Source organism: Spirosoma arboris, assembly GCF_009754945.1.
Taxonomy (GTDB): domain Bacteria; phylum Bacteroidota; class Bacteroidia; order Cytophagales; family Spirosomataceae; genus Spirosoma; species Spirosoma arboris.
Genome location: NZ_WPIN01000004.1, coordinates 582162 through 599926, shown reverse-complemented (window position 1 = coordinate 599926; position 17765 = coordinate 582162). Strand labels below are relative to the sequence as shown.

Below are 17765 nucleotides of genomic sequence, written 5' to 3'. Positions count from 1 at the left end.
TCTTTCACTCTTTCGCTCTTTCACCAATTAATTAAATACCAATCGCTTTCTTAAATTCTTCATCTTCTGGCTTCACTTTCGAGCCGAAGAAATTGGTCAGTTCACCTTTTTCGTTGATGACATACTTGCAGAAATTCCAGGTAGGCACCTGCTCATTCCAGCCATTCATAGACTTGGTTGTCAACCATTTGTAAAGTGGAGCCTGATCGTCGCCCAGTACCGATACTTTCTCAAACATCGGGAAGGTTACGCCATAATTTTTCTTGCAGAACTCAGCAATTTCTTCGCTGGTACCAGGTTCCTGACTTTTAAAATTGTTAGCAGGGAAACCCAGAACGACTACTTTGTCGCCATGTTCTTTGTAGAATTTTTCCCAATCGGCATACTGAGGGGTAAAGCCGCATTTCGACGCAACGTTCAGAATGACAACTTTTTTGCCTTTGTAGGCTTTCAATGCTACGGGCTTACCTTCAAGCGAATTTACCGTGAAATCATAAAGGCTTTTTGTGGGGGCTGGCGCATTGGCTGGTGCAGAAAGAGCAGCCCGCTTATCGCTGAAAATGCCTTTGACAAGAACAGAAAAGGACATAAAACTAGTGAGTGAAAAAACGACCGCAACCGCGACCAGGGAAACAATGAGATTCTTTTTCATGGTTAGTTTGACAATTTTGTAGAAAGTTTGGCAAAGGAACGTATTTGTACTGAACCTGAATAACTTAAACTACATTTTTTCAGGCACTTCTATTCCCAATAAACCCATTGCCTTCTGAATAGTTTCACTAATGGATTTTGATAATATAAGGCGGGTATGCAATTTAATTGGGTCAGTTTCTTTTAGGATCGAGAGCCTGTCATAAAACTGATTGAATGCCTTAGCTAGCTCATAAGCATATTGGGCAATATAGGAGGGTGCATAGGCCGTTCCTGCCTCGGCTACCCGCTCCGGATACTGGCTCAACAAAAATACCAATTGCTGCTCAATCTCATCAAGTTGTGTTGCTGCCACCGGCCCTTCCAGCACGACATTCAGTTCAGCAGCTTTCCGCAAAACAGACCGGATTCGGGCATGAACATACTGGATATAGGGACCAGTATTTCCGTGCAAATCCACTGATTCAGTCGGATTGAACTGCATCCGTTTTTGCGGATCGACTTTCAGCAGATAGTATTTCAAGGCACCTAAACCAAGCGTTTGAAAAAGCGTAGCTTTCTCTTCCTCGCTGAAATCTTCCAGTTTACCCTTGGCCGCGTCATCGGCAGCCGCAGATGCCGCGTCAACGGTTTCCTGAATCAGGTCGTCGGCGTCGACAACGGTACCTTCACGCGATTTCATCTTACCCGTTGGCAGATCAACCATACCATAGGAGAGGTGATACAGCGCTTCGGCATACGTCCGACCTAACTTGCGCAGAATGGCGAACAGTACATTGAAATGGTAATCCTGCTCATTACCAACCACCCAAATCTGGCGGTTATTATGAAAATCCTGGTACTTCAAATCCGTTGTGCCGAGATCCTGAGTCATGTACACCGATGTACCATCGGAGCGCATCACCAGCTTCTGATCCAGGCCCTCTTCGGTCAAATCAATCCAGACAGAACTGTCATCTTTCCGGTAAAAAACACCTTTCTGAAGCCCTTCTTCGACAACTTCTTTCCCTAACAGATAGGTATTCGATTCGTAGTAGGTTTTATCGAAACTAACGCCGATTCGTTTATAGGTGGCATCGAAACCAGCATACACCCAGGCATTGAGCTGACTCCAAAGAGCGACTGTTTCAGGGTCACCCTTCTCCCAAAGGCGCAGCATCTGCTGAACTTCGAGCATGAGTGGAGCCTTCTTTTCCGCTTCTTCTTTCGGGGTGCCCTGCCCTACCATCTCTTCGATCTGCGCTTTGTACGCTTTATCGAAAAGCACATAGTATTTCCCAATCAGGTGGTCGCCTTTCATACCCGCTGATTCTGGCGTTTCGCCATGGCCCGATGCATCGGTTCCAAATAGCTTGTAAGCCAGCATGGATTTGCAGATATGCACACCCCGGTCGTTAACGATGCAGGTTTTCACCACATCATAACCGTTCGCGGCCAGAATCTTGCTGACCGAATCACCCAGGAAATTATTGCGTAAATGACCAAGGTGAAGGGGCTTGTTGGTGTTCGGCGACGAAAACTCAACCATCACCGACTGCTCTTTTGTGGGAAGTATACCGAAGTTCGGATTAGCGACTATATCATTCAACAGCCCAACCCAGGCCGTATCGGCAATACTTATATTCAGGAAGCCCTGAACTACATTGAACGCGCTGACAACTGTACTGTTTTTCAATAGCCAGGCACCAATTGCCTGCCCAATCTGTGCGGGAGCCTGTCGGAGAGCTTTGGTGAGTGGAAACGTTACAAAAGTGTACTGTCCTTCAAACTCTTTTTTAGTCGGCGTAAGCTGTACGTCGCAGGAATTGCCGGGATAGAGTTCGGCGATTGACCGTGTAATATCGGTTTCTACTATTGATTGAATATCCATTTCCTACAAAAGTACGAAATGTAGCGCTTATGTATATGTAGCGTGGACATCCTGTCCGCGTTACTACGGCTTCAATACGGTGGTTTCTTCAGCAACAGACTTTACTTTTTCTTTGGAGAAATACACTGGAAAATACTTGTTTTCGGCCCAGATCGGAAATAGGTCGCCGTAGTGCGGGCTATCGGGGTTTCCCGACTGACCGGGGGTATTGATCCCGAGCGTTTTATCCCAGTCTTCGGTATCGACCAGAATTCGGAACGATGCGCCGTGCGTTTGATTAAGATTGGCACTGGTTGCATTCACGGTTTCAGCATAGCCCCCCCGAACCGCTGGACCAAGGTTAATTTTCTTCCGCATCGCGTTATCAACCAGGTTACTAAGCGGATGTGTAATGGTAATATGCTTGTTCTTAGTTTGACCATATACCCACTTAGTCATGTCGCTACCGAGTCGCTCGGTGAGTTCGGCCACAGCACGATCCATACACAAAAGCAACAAACTATTACGAGTAGCCGTCGGAGTAAGAAGTGCATCAATTACCCGTTTCGATGGAAAACTTGTCAGATAAGGTTGGGCTATTTCCGGCACTTTCTGCTGGTAAATTGCCAATTTTAGTTGCCCCTCCCAGGCCACATAAATAGAAGCTGCAATCGAATTAGGATCAAGTTTATAATCCCATCGACGCAGGTATTCTAAAGCCTGCGCTGTCCGGTCAATAGGCGACGACAAGTTTTTCACTAAAGGGACCAATGTCCGGGCAGGAATGGACAGATAATCTGCCTGCAAAGCCATAAAATCCACCAGAGTTTTGCGTTTCCCATCGCTCAGTACTTCTTCAATACGGTGCGCCCGACTCGGTGAAGCCCATGTCCAGCCAACCGCATCGCGATGAGGAAAATCGATAGAAGTTAGGTTATTGTTTGCCGTTGCTACGTAGCCTTCGGGAGGGTTTAACTTATTTGGAAGTTGAAGAATAGGAAGGTAACCATCCCATTCAAATCGGCCATCACCTGGCACTGGAACCAGTCCTGTGAAATTCTTGCGAATCGGTGCTAAACCTACTGCCTGCCAACCAATTGTTCCCGTCCTGTCCGACCAGATCATGTTCTCACCCGGCACCCGACTATAGGTACATGCCTGCCGAAATTCCGTCCAGTTCTTCGATTGGTTCATCCGTAAGCTTGCCAGATAAGGAGCGCAACCTGTTTCGAGCCATCCTGCCCGAATAGCATACGCTTTGTGATGTTGTATATCCTCAAATACAACCGGCCCGTGACGCGTATATTTTAGCTCAGCCCGAACCGATTTCCCATCTTTCATCGGAATCGTTTCGAAGAGCGTTTTCATATTTTCCCAGCTATAGCTCGCTCCTTTACCTTTATAGCGGTATTGATTGGGGTTTGCCGGGTTTGTATCGTAAACGTACAGATCTTCGTTATCAGTCTCAAAAATCGTTAAACCCCAGGCCCCATAGTCGTTGTGACCGATTGAAATACCAGGTAAGGTTGGTTCACCTGCTCCAACTACATTCCAACCCGGCGCGTTTAGATGCACCCAGTACCGGAGCGAGGGAGTCGATTGTGAGCGGTGCGGATCGTTGGCCAGCATTGGGTATCCACTCGCCGACTTGCTACCCGAAATAATCCAGTTATTCGAACCAACGAACTGTTTTTCTGTCTCAAACCAGTCATCTACTGATTTATTGGATCGGCTCGCTTCGTCTTCATAGGCTTTGGCTAATTTGCCATTAAATTTCAACGGCAAGCGAAAGGCCTCGTAGATTCCCAGGATTGGCTGAAACAGTTCCTCACCATTCACGTGAAGTGTCAGATCCGGCTCACTCGGTTTCGACGCGGGATGAAACCATTGCAGTTCGCGAAGTTTTTCGGGGCCGATCAGTTTAACCAATCGACCATAATTCAGCTCATCACGAACATTGCCCAAGAGCCCCTGATGCCGACTAATCACAACTTCGGGCGTCCAAAAAGCGGGTTTTGTGTTAAGGACCCGAAACTCAAAGGGTAGCTTTTCGGGCGTTTTCAGTATTTCGGTAATGTAGGCATTGATTCCCTCGACAAATGCTCCAACGATCTGTGGACCATGTGGATGGTAGTGAAGCAGTTCTTTATTGATATCTCCCCGAAATCGAAACAGTCGTGTACCAATATCACGTTTGGTTTCCTGCGGACCAAGCAGTTCAGCAACGGTACCGGTAGCCTGCCGACGCCAGATTTCCAGTTGAAACAAACGGTCCTGAGCAGCAGAATACCCTTGCGCAAAAAAAAGATCGTGCTCGTTTTTGGCGTAAATGTGGTTGACACCCCAACGATCTCGGATAATTTCGACGGGTTGCTGCAAGCCCGTCATTTGTCTTGTTTGAGAATTACAACTAATTGGCAAAAAAGCAATAATCAGGCAAAGTAGCTGGCGCATAGGCTTATATTCTACCCTGAACATACGAATTTTTACCATTCGTTCGACGGCATCTGGCAAGCTAAAACCCTTAATGAGGCTCCGGATGCTCTAGTGTCAACGTAACTTCGGCCACACGCCCACCACTTAACTGGCGCGCCTTTGTATAGGCCCGAAACACAAACGGTATTATTGACGGAACAACACCCTTCTAAATCCCTATCAACCAACTCATCAGCAGTGCATTCTCTAGTTCACTAAAAAAGGGGGCAGATTCGATAATCTGCCCCCTTTTTTAGTGAACTAGAGAATGATTACCCTTTTGTACTACTCAAATACGTTTTGTTGCCATTCTTGTTAATATAATATTTACCACCCCGTGGGCCGGTCATCACTTTCTCGCCATTAGGGCCTTTTTTTGACGGGTCAACGGGCGCATTGTAATCGGCGGGGGTTGCTTTTTCTTCTTTCACAGCGGGTGTAGATCCTTTCGCCGTTTTACTTAATTTATCGTCTTTTAGACCTGTATTATCTGCCTTCTTCGCTGCTTTATCCACTTTCGCGTCGGTAGTAGTAGCTCCCTTATCAGCAGCATCCTTTTTAGCGTCTTTAGCCGCTCTCACCTTCGCCATCTTCTCATTCATAGCAGCCTGTTTAGCAGCATCAGTCGTCGCATCTGCGGTGCTTTTTGATTCTGCTTTAGTCGCTTTGGCGGCATCCTTAGTGGCTTTCTTATCAGCCTTAGCTTGATCTTTAGCCGCTTTGTCAGCATCGGTCACTGCATCTTTTTTAGCATCTTTTACGGCGTCTTTAGCTGCTTTTTTCTCCGCTTTGGCAGCTGATTTAGCCGACGCATCGGCATCGTTCTGTTCTTTCTTCGCTTTATTTTTCGACGATTTATCGTCCTGAGCCACACCATCAAACATAACCAGCATGCCGAGAGCAAGGCATAGTATTGAAAGGGTCTTTTTCATAGTAATCGGATTGGGGTTTATGATAAAATAAGAAACTTTGGCTCTTATGACGGAAAGATGAGCATAAAATCACGGTTCTGTCACTAAAAATAACTTAAATTTTTCTTAAATTTGATAGTAGGATAGTAGTCTGCAATCGGTCACCAACAGCTGTTTAACTCGTCTTAGCTTTGTCTGTTTTCCCGATGCTTAACCTACTCAGAAAGACGCAATGATTAGTACAAATCCGTCTCGTACGCTCACCCCAGCCGATTATCTCAAGCGTTATTATGGTTATGATCGCTTTCGCCCGATGCAGGAAGCAATCATTCAGTCCATTCTGAGCGGTCGCGACACGGTGGTCCTGATGCCAACCGGCGGAGGAAAATCCGTTTGTTTCCAGATTCCGGCCCTCATGCTCCCCGGCTTAACGGTTGTCGTTTCGCCCCTGATCGCGCTCATGAAAGACCAGGTAGGTGCCTTGCATATGAACGGTATCCAGGCGGCTTTTTATAATAGTACCCAGACCAGTCGCGAGCAGCGCGATATTGAAGACGATTGCATTAGCGGGAAACTCAAACTACTCTACGTTTCACCCGAAAAATTGCTGACGGAGTCATTTTTTCATTTTCTGCAACGAGTCAACCTTTCCCTGTTCGCCATTGATGAAGCGCACTGTATTTCATCTTGGGGGCACGATTTCCGACCTGAATATACGCAACTGCATATTCTGAAAGAGCAGTTTCCTACCGTTCCGACTATTGCACTCACAGCCACTGCCGATAAGCTCACTCGCAACGACATTGCCACGCGGCTCGGCATGAACGACCCGGCCGTATTTGTCGATTCGTTTAACCGTAAAAACCTGAGTTTGCAGGTATTACCCGGTCAGAATCGGATTCAGCAGATTGTCCGATTATTACAGCAGAAACCCGATACATCGGGCATTATTTACTGCCTCAGCCGAAAATCCACCGAATCGCTGGCCGCTAAGTTGCAGGAGAAAGGGTTCAGCGCTGCGTTCTATCACGCCAAAATGGACCCTGATGATCGGTCGAAAACTCAGGAAGCTTTCCTGCGCGACGATGTGCGTATTATGTGTGCGACGATTGCCTTTGGTATGGGTATCGACAAGTCTAATGTACGCTGGGTGATTCATTATAATATGCCCAAAAATATCGAGAGCTTTTACCAGGAAATCGGACGGGCAGGGCGCGACGGGGCAGCAGCCCAGACAGTTCTCTTCTATAGCTTTGCGGATGTAGCAACCTACAAAGAGATGCTGGCCGAAAACAATCCGGCTAATCTTGGCTTACAACTGGCCAAGCTCGAACGGATGCAACAGTATGCCGACGCCCACACATGCCGACGTCAGATCCTACTCTCGTACTTTTCGGAAGACCTTCCCGAACCCTGCGGTAACTGTGATGTGTGCCGAGATCCAAGGATTACCTTCGATGGTACTATTCTGGCTCAGAAAGCGCTGTCGGCCATGATTCGTACAGGCGAGCGAGTTCCGATGAATTTATTGATTGATATTTTGCGCGGTTCACGAAGCCAGCAAGTAATGCAGGGTGGCTACGATCAGGTGAAAACGTATGGTGCAGGTAAAGACCTTAAGTTCGAAGACTGGCGAAACTATATACATCAACTCATTAACATTGGCGTCATTGAAATAGCCTACGATCAGCACTATGCGCTTCGCCGGGGCATTCTGGCTGATCAGGTATTGTACGGTGGCCGAAAAATTGATTTGGTGCGGCCCGACGATGCGCCCAAACCAGTGGTCGAGAAAACGAAGACCAAAACCGAAACCCAGCGCGACGATCTGTTCGAGCGGCTCCGTGTTCTGCGCAAACAACTTGCCGATGAGCAGAACGTACCTGCCTACGTTATTTTTACAGATACAACCCTCGAAGACATGGCCCGTCAGCGGCCAACCACGCCCGATGCATTACGGAATGTAAGTGGCGTAGGCGAACGCAAACTCCAACTGTTTGGAAAGCAGTTTCTGAGTGAGATTCTCGACTATGTACGGAGTCGGGTGCAGGCCGGAGAAAAACCCAAAGGATCGACCCAATTAGTAACCCTCGATTTGTATAATAATGGTCTTACGATTGACCAGATTGCAGCCGAGCGACAACTCACAACCGGGTCTGTTGCGAGCCATTTAGTACAGCTTTCAAAATCGGGCTACGATATTGATTTAGTCTCACTTATTGACCCCACAGATCGGCGTGAAATTGAAAAGGCCATTGCCGCTGTTGGTATAGAAGAAGGGCGTTTAAAGCCTGTTTTCGACTATTTAGGAGGTCGGTATGACTATGGCAAACTGACGCTTGTCATGGGGCTATTGTAAAGATAAAATCCATTTTTCCACTGGACCGTTGGATAATTCTTAGGGAAATAGTTGGTATATACCACAGAATCAGTTAAGTTCGTATTCTAGTAGTAATCAAGCCCGTTATATAAAGACGGGTTTTGTTGTCTATATGTATCACAACAACTAATGTAATTTTGATAAAAGAAGTAAGTTTTTCACTGCTCATGGCCGCCGTAAAAACGGGGCCGGGTGTCGTTACAACGACTCATCCGTTCTCCATTTTCACCTCTGACACGAGCCGAATTCTTCCCTCAAACGGTCTCAACAATCCTGAATTATTAGTCGTCGATTCGACCAAACGTTTGTTTCCTATTTACTTCTGCGGAGAAGAAGTACCGGTTAACGAACGCAAAGTATCGCGTCGATGGGCACAAACATTACGTACGTATGGCGCACAGGAAGAATTTCTATTTGACCTTCGTGCTCGCGCGGCCGAGTTCTTCCCGATCATTGACCCAATTCTCCGCAAATACAAAATCCCCCGCGATTTTCGGTTCATGCCGCTGGCCGAAAGTGCGTTAGATAATCGTAGTGTATCGTACCGAGGGGCCGCTGGTTACTGGCAAATTATGCCTGGTACAGCCCGCGAATTAGGTTTGAAAGTAAATGGCAGCGTGGATGAACGCCTGAATCTGGAAAAATCAACGATTGCGGTCTGTCGCCATTTACACCAGCTTTATCGGGAATTAGGTTCCTGGACATTGGTAGCAGCAGCTTACAATGGTGGCATCACGCACGTCATGAACAAAATGGAACAGCAGGGCCAAACAAGTTATTATCGGCTCCGACTGCATCGCGAAACAAGCCATTACCTATTCCGGATTTTGGCGTTTAAAGAATTATTGACGAACCCACGCCAGTATGCCCTCCTATTGCGCGGTTCAACAATTGCCGAGCTAACCAAGCCGCTCCCCAGTTGGCATAAGCCGTTAGCGCTCCCGAAAAAAATTAAGGATGCGCCAACCATCGAACTGGTTGATGAAGATTATACTGATCCTACCTGGGGCCCACGCCCAAATACCGCGTTAACTAAAGCTCCATCAGATACAGATCAATTAATTGCGGATGCTGCATTGGCTAAAAATACGCCTAATGCTCCGGCCGCCGACCTGGAAAAGCAAGGCCAACATTTGCCCATTAAGAAACTTATGATGGGATTGATGGTTCTTCGATTCCGTCGACCTCGGTTTTTACAATGGAAAAAAGGAGAAGGAATTCGCCCACTTCACTTCTGGGACTGGTTATAAGCTACTCATCACTGCTATTACAAAACACAAAAGCCACTCTCATCGAGTGGCTTTTGTGTTTTGTAATGCAACAGTCTACACTAAAAAAAGAAGAGTAATATATTGTTACCATAGACTAACTATTGAGTCTAAACAGATAACCCATAAATTTATTTTTGCTCTTTAATGAACTTGTTATCTTCTCTTTCTCTAACGACTGGACTGATAGTAACAAGTGTTTCTAATCTCCCTTGTTTGCTCCACACCCCAGCAGATAGGCCATTTACGCCCTATACCACAGTTACTAAAGTTGTTGATCCTGGCCTGACCAGAATGTTGCCTCCGGTCTATTTTTGTGGCGAATCTGTCCCGTTGCATGAAGAAGCCGTTGCCCGTCGGTTAGTATCTGCTTTGGCACGGAATACGAACCAGAATCGGGTATTTTATCGTATCCGACAACGGGCGGCCGTGTTTTTTCCGATTATTGAGCCCATTCTATCCCGGCACCGTATTCCACTGGATTTCAAATATTTACCTCTAGTCGAAAGTGCACTGACGGGCATGGCTGTATCGCCCAAGGGGGCCGTAGGATATTGGCAGTTTATGCCTGCCACGGCTCGTGAGTTAGGCTTAACTATTCAGCCTGGTTATGACGAACGGCAAAATTTAGTCAAATCAACCGATGCAGCCTGCCGATATCTGCGGTATCTGTACAATCGGCTAGGTTCCTGGACGCTAGCAGCTGCAGCTTATAATAATGGCATTGGGGCGTTACTGGGTAATATTCGCAGGCAGCAGCAACGAGACTATTATTACCTGCGCCTGAACGCCGAAACAGGTAAATATCTCTATCGCATTCTAGCGTTTAAAGAGCTGTTTTCCAACTATAAATCGTACGATCATCTTATTCCAGAGCGGATGATGGCTTATTTGAGCGAGCCCCTCATACCCGGATCAGATCAGCAGGAAGATGAAGTACTTCTGCCAGAAGTGATTATGGAAGAAGCTACCAAGCTGGCTGTAAACACGACCGTACAGGAAACATTGAAGCCAACTGATGGACAAACAGTCGACTTACCACTCCCAAACGCAGCCGATGTTTTTCGGGGAGGTATCAAGGCTAAGCTGATTGAGTCGGCTGGTGTAGAACGAGGCCAGGTGTGGGTGTTTCATCTTACCCGCAATGGCATGGCCGATGGTAAGCAAGTTGAAGAAGGAGATGTTTTGTATGCGATTGTAGAAGATGTTGATCCCAAAACCGAGAAAATCTATTTACGAGCCGACCGACTTTATTCGGCCAGTGAAAAACATACGTACACCATGAATCTGTCGGCCATTGATGCATCAACAGGCCGTATTGGCATTAAACTGCCCGATGTAGATCAAATAAAAGCAGGCTGGATTCTAACCTGGAAAACGTTGTGATTTGGTGGAGTGGTGAAGTAAGTGTAGTAGGTGCAGTGAGTGGAATAGGTTAATCAGTCACCTACGCACTACACCTACTCCACCAATCACAAACTGAACTAAACCCTAAATGCGATTCGTTGTCTATTGATCTGACCAACAGCTTTTTATTTTGATAGTAGGCACTAGATGCATTATACTCTTGTTTCTGAGCATTTTATCGTTTGGATCATTTGCCATAGCACAGAAAAAAGCAACTTCTGGAAAAACCACACCAATTCATAAAGCAATAGCCCGACCTCGCTCATTAAGCGACCCACAGCGATTGCATTTTTGTGGTGAGGTCGTTCCGACCGAGCAGGGAGAGGTATCGGCTAAGTTAGCATTTGCGCTAGCGAGTAGTTCAGGTTATATCCGTCACTTAAATGGTCTCAAAGCACGTTCGGCACCATTTTTTGCGATTATAGAGCCCATTCTTCAGAAGTATAATATCCCAACCGATTTTAAATATCTGCCACTTATCGAGAGTGCCTGGCAGTCGAATGCGGTATCGTCAGCAGGGGCAATTGGCTACTGGCAGTTCATGGACGACACGGCTCAGGACATGGGACTTTCCATAGCGCCCGGCAATGATGAACGTACCGATCTTCTTAAATCGACAGAAGCTGCCTGCAAATACTTAACGTTTCTCTATCGCAAGCTAGGTTCCTGGACACTTGTAGCAGCTGCCTATAATGGGGGCGTGGGCATGGTCCAGCGTAAAATCACGAAATCGGGCCACCGCGACTATTATGCCATGACCATGAATCCCGAAACAGGCTACTACCTATACCGGATTCTGGCCATGAAAGAGTTGTTTACGAATCCATCCTACGGCCTTGGCTCAGTCGGTACAATGTTGGCCTACTCAGGTAACTTGTATGAACAGGAACGCGAACAGGCACGCCGTATGGGTTGGCTCCAGGACGATGAGCCTGAGCCAGCAGGCATTCCGATTGAGTCGTTACACGATTCAGGTAAGCCGACTCAAAATGAAGCGATGGTCATGGACAGTCTGCTAACAGAGTTGCTTAAAAATAAGCCAACTTCTGTTCCCGTCTTTGTAGGTGACGTAACTACCCGTTTGGTGCGCGCCGGCCTACCTAAAGTGGGTCAAAGCTGGACGTTTGCACTGACAGAGGACATTCAGATTGGCGATGATGCGCTGAAAACTGGCGATATACTCTATGCCATTGTCGATGATGTAGACACGCGCGGTAATTTATTCCTACGAGCAACCAAAGCCGTTTCGGCTCAGGAGAACATCACTGTTTCACTCACCTTATTAGCCATGAATCCCGCAACTGGTTTAGCAGGTATTCCCCGTCCAAAAGTTATAAAACCCGGCTGGGTGGTGCAGTGGAAACTATAACCGGGATTTAGCAGATTTATGGATTTACGAGATTTTGTTTTTAAACAGATTCGCGTCTTTGACGCGCAAACAAAATCTCGTAAATCCATAAATCTGCTAAATCCCGGTTCTGAATCACCATCCCTCAGGCTCCAAAATCGGCACATTACCATAAGTAGCCCGGCAATCGCCATCCGGGATGATCTGACTACTGATAAAACTTAATAAGGCCGAATAGAACACCGCACTTGGAAAACTCTGCTGTCTGTAGCGTCGTCGGGTAATGGAGGTTACGGCAAAGTAACCTCTGGCTAAATCGGAGGGATCGCTGGTGTTGACCAGATTACCCGTTACGGGTGCGGGTAACGGATCGAAAATGCTACCAGTTCGGGCGTTTTGTTGCTGATAGAGTTTCCAGAACTGATAATTGGCTTGAGTAATGCCATATTGCTGAACCTCAACCAACTGCGGCCCAACTGCATAAATGGGGACCTGCAAGACAAACCGACCTCGAAGCGGGTTTCCATTAATAGCCTCATCACTATACACATTGACGATATCGTTCGACACACTAACCCAACAGCGGGTGTTACAGCGCGTTGGATTACCCAAACTACATGGCACCCCCATTGACAAACGAGTGGTATATCCATAAGCAGACCAACGATAGTAGTTTTGTTCATTTGCGGGATCAGTGGTATTTACAGCATATGAGAGCGCATAGGGAGTAACGATGCTGCCTGTTTTAATCAACGTCGCCGAAACACTATCGATTACGGGCACAGCAGGCATACGTTCCGATTTTGTCACGTATCGTTTACCATCGGCCAATACTACACTCAAACTATAGGCCCGTCCCACTTGCCCGCGAAAAGTTGAATCGGTCGTTTGATATAAACCCAGCCCCATCGACACAAATCGCGCTGAACGGCCCTGATCATCAGCAACGGTAACCTGGGCCTCTTTAACGTACTGATCATTCACATTTTGTCCGCCTGTACCACCATATTTACCCGTGTAGGTAAGCCGCACGGTATAAGGTGGAGCTTCGTTAGTAATCTGGCCCTCAACCACCAAACGGGGTTCTTCAGTGCGAATAGGTAAGTCCACCTGATCGATGCAGGCTGCAACTAAAACACTGGTAAGAAGAATAACGAAGAGCCGGTACATAACTAGAAATAGAAATTGTAAGCGATAGACGGAATCATTGTGCCGAATACCGACAGCCGGTACGATTCTGTTCGCTGGTTATAACGGGTGAAGTAAATCGAGTACGGGTTTTTGTGGGCGTAAACATTATAAATACCCAGTGTCCAGATACCGTATCGCTTTTGTGATTTATTGAAACGGGTATCTTTTGAGAAGGCCACGTCTAAACGATGGTAGTCGGGAATACGGTCGGCATTTCGACGGGAGTAGTCCTGCACAACATCGCCGTTATACGTATACTGCCCGTCTGGATAGGTGGCTGGTACACCCGTGTAGTACACGAAGTTTGTCGAAAATGTCCAGTTGTGCGACATTCCCCAACGGGCTTGCATATTAAGCGTATGTGGCCTATCGATATAAGATGGGTAATAGTCGCCACCATTAATACGAAGCTCATCGAAAGGCGTTTGTACCGCAATCAGCGAGCGGGCGTAGGTATAATTGAATTGGCCTGTCAGCCGCCCCGTATTCTTGCTTAACCCAAACTCAACACCATAGGCGCGTCCAGCAGCATGTAAAAGTGCTGTTTCGAGTTTCGGGTTTAAAATCAGGTTGGCCCCATAACGATAGTCAATCTGGTTCTGAAGCCGTTTGTAATAGCCTTCCACACTTATCTCAAATGCATTATCCTGCAAATTCTGAAATAGGCCCAACGATACCTGATCTGCAATCTGAGGTGGTAAATAACGGTCGCTCAATTTCCAGAAATCGAGTGGTGTAATAGCGGTTGTGTTCGAGATAAGGTTCAGGTATTGGCGCGTTCGACCTGCGCTGGCTTTAAGGGCCGTATTTTTAGCGATTTGCACCCGTAAGGCCAATCGAGGTTCAAAGCCCCCATATGCCTGCGCCACTTTCCCACTGCTATATTGAACCGAATCAACAACAGTTTCGGGAGATGGGGGCAAATTTTCTGCATAGCCATAAACGGTTTGTGGTCCCAAAAGGGCAAAAGCCGAATACCGCAGACCGGCCATTAATGTAATGCTGGGCGTTAACTCCCATTCGGTGTTGACATATGCCCCAAGTTCCCGGCCTCGTTCAGGATTAACTTGCCTGGCATTGATACTGGAGTTTTCACCCATTGGTTGAATAGCCCCCGTCTGATTTCCATACAGAATCGCATTGACGCCAAACTGAACTTTAAATGACTTATTTACGGTGTAAAACACATCTGCTTTACCCTCCTTCTGCTCAATGTGCGAGGTAAAGCGGAAGTTAAGATTAGGCGAAACCCCATCTACGTTCAGGAAATAACCGCTGTAAAGGGCCGACAGATTAACTTGCAGACCCGGACGAACGAGGTAACTCCAGCGACCTGTCAGCACATTCGAGTGCCAGCCATAGAGCGTATCTCCTGGAAATCGGAAATTATCCTGACTCCGATAGGCCGACAGGGAAATCGTGTTCTGTTCGTTGGGGGTATAAGTTAGTTTGATGTTACCATCGTAGAAAAACGCCCGGCTATTTTTGACACTGGCCGACGGGAATGACTGGAGCAAATAGTTAGGAAAAGCGACGCGCCCACCTGCCAGCAGCGTTAGTTTTTTAGAGATGGGCCCATCCACTACAGCCCGCACACTCACCGGACTCAACCCACCTGACACCCGCCAGCCATCTTTATTCCCATTGCGGGTACTCATCAACAACAACGATGATACCCGTCCGCCATATTGCGCCGAAAAAGCCCCTTTGTTCAGGCTTACGTCCTGCACCATATCGGGGTTGATGTTCGTGTAGAAACCAAGCAAGTGCGAGGTATTGAACAGAGGAGCCCCATCGACCAAAACCAGATTCTGATCGGCACGCCCGCCACGAACGTTGAAGCCGCCTGCTCCTTCACCCGCCGTAGTCACCCCTGATTGTAGTGTGAGGGCTTTTAAAATATCGGGTTCTCCCAAAACGACTGGCATGCGCTTCAGTTCGGGCATACTGATGAGAATCTGCCCCATCTGCACATCCTTAATATTCTTATCCTTGCGCGTTGCCCGTACGTCTACTTCTTCCAGATCGGTCGAGCGAGGTTGAAGAAAATACTCGACTCGCTTGTTGAAATCCAGCACAACTGTTTCCCGGCCTCGAAAATACCCAACCGCCGAAACATAAATGGTTAGAACGCCCGGTGGGTGAGTAAGCGCAATGACACCTGCACTATCGGCACGCGCGCCCAATTTTGTTTCAGCAACGAGCAGACTGGCACCCGGAATTGGTTTTTTAGTAATACCATCGCGCACAACGACGCTCAAACGAAGCCGCTGTTGGGCTATTACTGATGAAGAAAACGCAAACAGACAGCAGAAACAAAGCAGGGTGAGCCGCAACTTCATAAGGCCGAGTAATGGAATAATCTATGAAAAGAACCGTAAGCTACAAAAAGGTTGTCATTGTGGCCTATTTACCCCAGAATCAATTAACTAATTTTTAATTAGCTTGCCTTATCTCTTGCCAGTGCTTTCCGGTAGGTATCTATGGCACGTTGACGAGCTATAGTGTGCTCAACTATGGGCTTCGGATAATTCGGCTGGTCAATTTCAGGAACCCAATGACGAATATAAACCCCTTTCGGATCGAACTTCTTAGCTTGTAGAGTTGGATTGAAAACTCGGAAATAGGGTGCCGCATCAGTGCCCGACCCAGCGGCCCACTGCCATCCCCCATTATTGGCAGCGAGATCATAATCCCGAAGCTTTTTACCAAAATAGGCCTCACCCCAGCGCCAGTCAATCAGCAGATGTTTGCATAAAAAACTGGCCGTGATCATCCGAACGCGGTTGTGCATCCAACCAATAGTATTTAACTGGCGCATCCCGGCATCTACGATCGGGTAGCCCGTTTGTCCCTGACACCACTTCTCAAACTCGTCTTCATTATTACGCCACTTGATCTGGTCATACTCGCGTCGAAAGGAGTGCTTTTCAACGTGCGGGAAATGGTCGAGTACCTGAAAGTAAAAATCACGCCAGCAGAGTTCGTTCAAAAACGTCTTATCATTGGCTGCTTTGGCCTGACGGGCCAACTCCCGGATACTAATCGTGCCAAATCGCAGGTGTATCCCCAATTGACTCGTTCCGTGTGGCAGAGCGGGAAAATCACGTGTTTTAATATAGGTATCAAGCAATTCGTCAGGTACGGTTCGGGCTGGAAATGAATCGCCTACCGGCTCAAAATTCATCTCCTTCAAGGTGAGCTTTTTTTCAGGTTTAGCCTTACAGAATTGTCTAAAGTACGTTTCTGTTGGATACGACTTCAGATAAAAATCGCTCAGCTTCTCACGCCACTTACGACTATAGGGCGTGAAAACGGTGTACGGTGTTTTTTTGCCGGTAAGCACCTCATCTCCCTCAAAAATCACCTGATCCTTACTGGTATGAAGCTCAATACTATGCTCGTTCAGCAGTTTATTAATGGCCTTATCCCGTTCTTTGGCGTATGTTTCATAGTCATGATTGGTGAATACCTCGGCTATGGTATACTTCGAGAGAAGTTCTTTCCACACGTCAATGGGTTTGCCATACCGAACGAGCAAGGTCGACCCCATTTTGGCTAATTCATCTTGCAAGCGACTAACCTCCTGAACCAGAAATTCAACCCGACGGTCATGCTGGTCATCCAGGTCATCGAGAATAATCTGGTCGAAAATAAAAACAGGAAGGACAGGACGACCGCTTTTAAACGCGTGGTATAAAGCAGCATTATCATGCAGACGCAGATCGCGCCGGAGCCAAACCAGCGAGATTGGTTCAGACATAGGTTCAGATGGATTTGATTTGTTTATCGGCTAACTCGTGGTGGATCGAAAAAGTTAAGGCATAAAAAAAGTCAGCGACTATCAGAAGCTGCTGACAATCGCTGACTATCTATCTGAAACTAGCTTCACTAAGGTTTAAAACGAAGCCGAACAGTATGTACCTGTTGGGCAAATTCGCTCAAATCGTTCTGATAACCTTTTAGTTTAATACCGGTCAGTTGGCGAAGTAATTCACTATTAAGCTGTTCATTCTGACTAAAAACCTCTACCTGGCATAGTTCATTTGCAGAGTTTACCCGGAATTGCACAACAACAATACCTGCCTGTTGAGTCGACTTGAGGGCATCCGGGTAAGATATGTACTTCGACAGTTGTTGCTCCAGAGTCGCTTTAGCGGCTTTCGGTTTGTGCGTAGTGATCGGCGCAGCGTAGGCTTGCGTTGCCAGGAAGCCTACCAGCATGAGAAGAGTAAAATTCTTTTTCATGACTTCAAATGAGTTAAGTGATAGAACAACGCGCTCT

The 17765-nt window shown here is 47.1% G+C and carries 12 protein-coding genes; 4 read left to right on the top strand and 8 right to left on the bottom strand.

The window, feature by feature from the left end:
- Window positions 1-31: 31 nt before the first annotated feature.
- From GO755_RS13575 to GO755_RS13560, 4 genes are all read right to left on the bottom strand, one after another.
- A complete protein-coding gene (locus GO755_RS13575; protein ID WP_157585572.1) occupies window positions 32-652 on the bottom strand; it encodes a glutathione peroxidase in 621 nt (206 codons plus the stop codon).
- Window positions 653-721: 69 nt separating this feature from the next.
- Window positions 722-2521, bottom strand: a complete 1800-nt coding sequence (gene argS / locus GO755_RS13570; protein ID WP_157585570.1) for an arginine--tRNA ligase — start codon at window positions 2519-2521, stop codon at window positions 722-724.
- A gap of 63 nt (window positions 2522-2584) precedes the next feature.
- A complete protein-coding gene (locus tag GO755_RS13565; protein ID WP_157585568.1) occupies window positions 2585-4954 on the bottom strand; it encodes a penicillin acylase family protein in 2370 nt (789 codons plus the stop codon).
- A 293-nt stretch (window positions 4955-5247) separates the two neighbouring features.
- Window positions 5248-5907, bottom strand: coding sequence for a hypothetical protein (locus GO755_RS13560; protein ID WP_157585566.1), 660 nt, complete (start codon window positions 5905-5907; stop codon window positions 5248-5250).
- Window positions 5908-6118: 211 nt separating this feature from the next.
- Between GO755_RS13560 and recQ the strand changes: the two genes are divergently transcribed.
- From recQ to GO755_RS13540, 4 genes are all read left to right on the top strand, one after another.
- Entirely contained in the window at window positions 6119-8245 is a 2127-nt protein-coding gene (gene recQ / locus GO755_RS13555; protein WP_157585564.1) for a DNA helicase RecQ, read from the top strand.
- Window positions 8246-8433: 188 nt separating this feature from the next.
- On the top strand, window positions 8434-9516 hold the full coding sequence (locus GO755_RS13550) for a lytic transglycosylase domain-containing protein (protein ID WP_157585828.1): 1083 nt from the start codon (window positions 8434-8436) through the stop codon (window positions 9514-9516).
- 165 nt (window positions 9517-9681) lie between these two features.
- On the top strand, window positions 9682-10920 hold the full coding sequence (locus GO755_RS13545; RefSeq protein ID WP_157585563.1) for a lytic transglycosylase domain-containing protein: 1239 nt from the start codon (window positions 9682-9684) through the stop codon (window positions 10918-10920).
- Window positions 10921-11101: 181 nt separating this feature from the next.
- Window positions 11102-12310 (top strand): lytic transglycosylase domain-containing protein, encoded by a 1209-nt coding sequence (locus tag GO755_RS13540; RefSeq protein ID WP_198174829.1) that lies wholly within the window; start codon window positions 11102-11104, stop codon window positions 12308-12310.
- Window positions 12311-12424: 114 nt separating this feature from the next.
- Here the strand turns inward: GO755_RS13540 and GO755_RS13535 are convergent, their stop codons facing one another.
- The 4 genes from GO755_RS13535 to GO755_RS13520 all read right to left on the bottom strand — a co-directional run bounded on the left by GO755_RS13535 (window position 12425) and on the right by GO755_RS13520 (window position 17728).
- A complete protein-coding gene (locus tag GO755_RS13535; RefSeq protein WP_157585560.1) occupies window positions 12425-13459 on the bottom strand; it encodes a DUF4249 domain-containing protein in 1035 nt (344 codons plus the stop codon).
- Window positions 13460-13461: 2 nt separating this feature from the next.
- On the bottom strand, window positions 13462-15822 hold the full coding sequence (locus GO755_RS13530; protein WP_157585558.1) for a TonB-dependent receptor: 2361 nt from the start codon (window positions 15820-15822) through the stop codon (window positions 13462-13464).
- A gap of 98 nt (window positions 15823-15920) precedes the next feature.
- Window positions 15921-17243, bottom strand: a complete 1323-nt coding sequence (locus GO755_RS13525; RefSeq protein WP_157585556.1) for a cryptochrome/photolyase family protein — start codon at window positions 17241-17243, stop codon at window positions 15921-15923.
- A gap of 128 nt (window positions 17244-17371) precedes the next feature.
- The gene (locus GO755_RS13520; RefSeq protein ID WP_157585554.1) at window positions 17372-17728 is read right to left on the bottom strand and encodes a hypothetical protein; all 357 of its coding nucleotides are present in this window, start codon (window positions 17726-17728) and stop codon (window positions 17372-17374) included.
- Window positions 17729-17765 lie beyond the last annotated feature (37 nt).

What these genes read in the sequence shown, in the direction of transcription:
- GO755_RS13575 (WP_157585572.1), bottom strand. Translation starts at nt 652, where the DNA reads ATGAAAAAGAATCTCATTGTTTCCCTGGTCGCGGTTGCGGTCGTTTTT.
- argS (WP_157585570.1), bottom strand. Translation starts at nt 2,521, where the DNA reads ATGGATATTCAATCAATAGTAGAAACCGATATTACACGGTCAATCGCC.
- GO755_RS13565 (WP_157585568.1), bottom strand. Translation starts at nt 4,954, where the DNA reads ATGCGCCAGCTACTTTGCCTGATTATTGCTTTTTTGCCAATTAGTTGT.
- GO755_RS13560 (WP_157585566.1), bottom strand. Translation starts at nt 5,907, where the DNA reads ATGAAAAAGACCCTTTCAATACTATGCCTTGCTCTCGGCATGCTGGTT.
- recQ (WP_157585564.1), top strand. Translation starts at nt 6,119, where the DNA reads ATGATTAGTACAAATCCGTCTCGTACGCTCACCCCAGCCGATTATCTC.
- GO755_RS13550 (WP_157585828.1), top strand. Translation starts at nt 8,434, where the DNA reads ATGGCCGCCGTAAAAACGGGGCCGGGTGTCGTTACAACGACTCATCCG.
- GO755_RS13545 (WP_157585563.1), top strand. Translation starts at nt 9,682, where the DNA reads ATGAACTTGTTATCTTCTCTTTCTCTAACGACTGGACTGATAGTAACA.
- GO755_RS13535 (WP_157585560.1), bottom strand. Translation starts at nt 13,459, where the DNA reads ATGTACCGGCTCTTCGTTATTCTTCTTACCAGTGTTTTAGTTGCAGCC.
- GO755_RS13530 (WP_157585558.1), bottom strand. Translation starts at nt 15,822, where the DNA reads ATGAAGTTGCGGCTCACCCTGCTTTGTTTCTGCTGTCTGTTTGCGTTT.
- GO755_RS13525 (WP_157585556.1), bottom strand. Translation starts at nt 17,243, where the DNA reads ATGTCTGAACCAATCTCGCTGGTTTGGCTCCGGCGCGATCTGCGTCTG.
- GO755_RS13520 (WP_157585554.1), bottom strand. Translation starts at nt 17,728, where the DNA reads ATGAAAAAGAATTTTACTCTTCTCATGCTGGTAGGCTTCCTGGCAACG.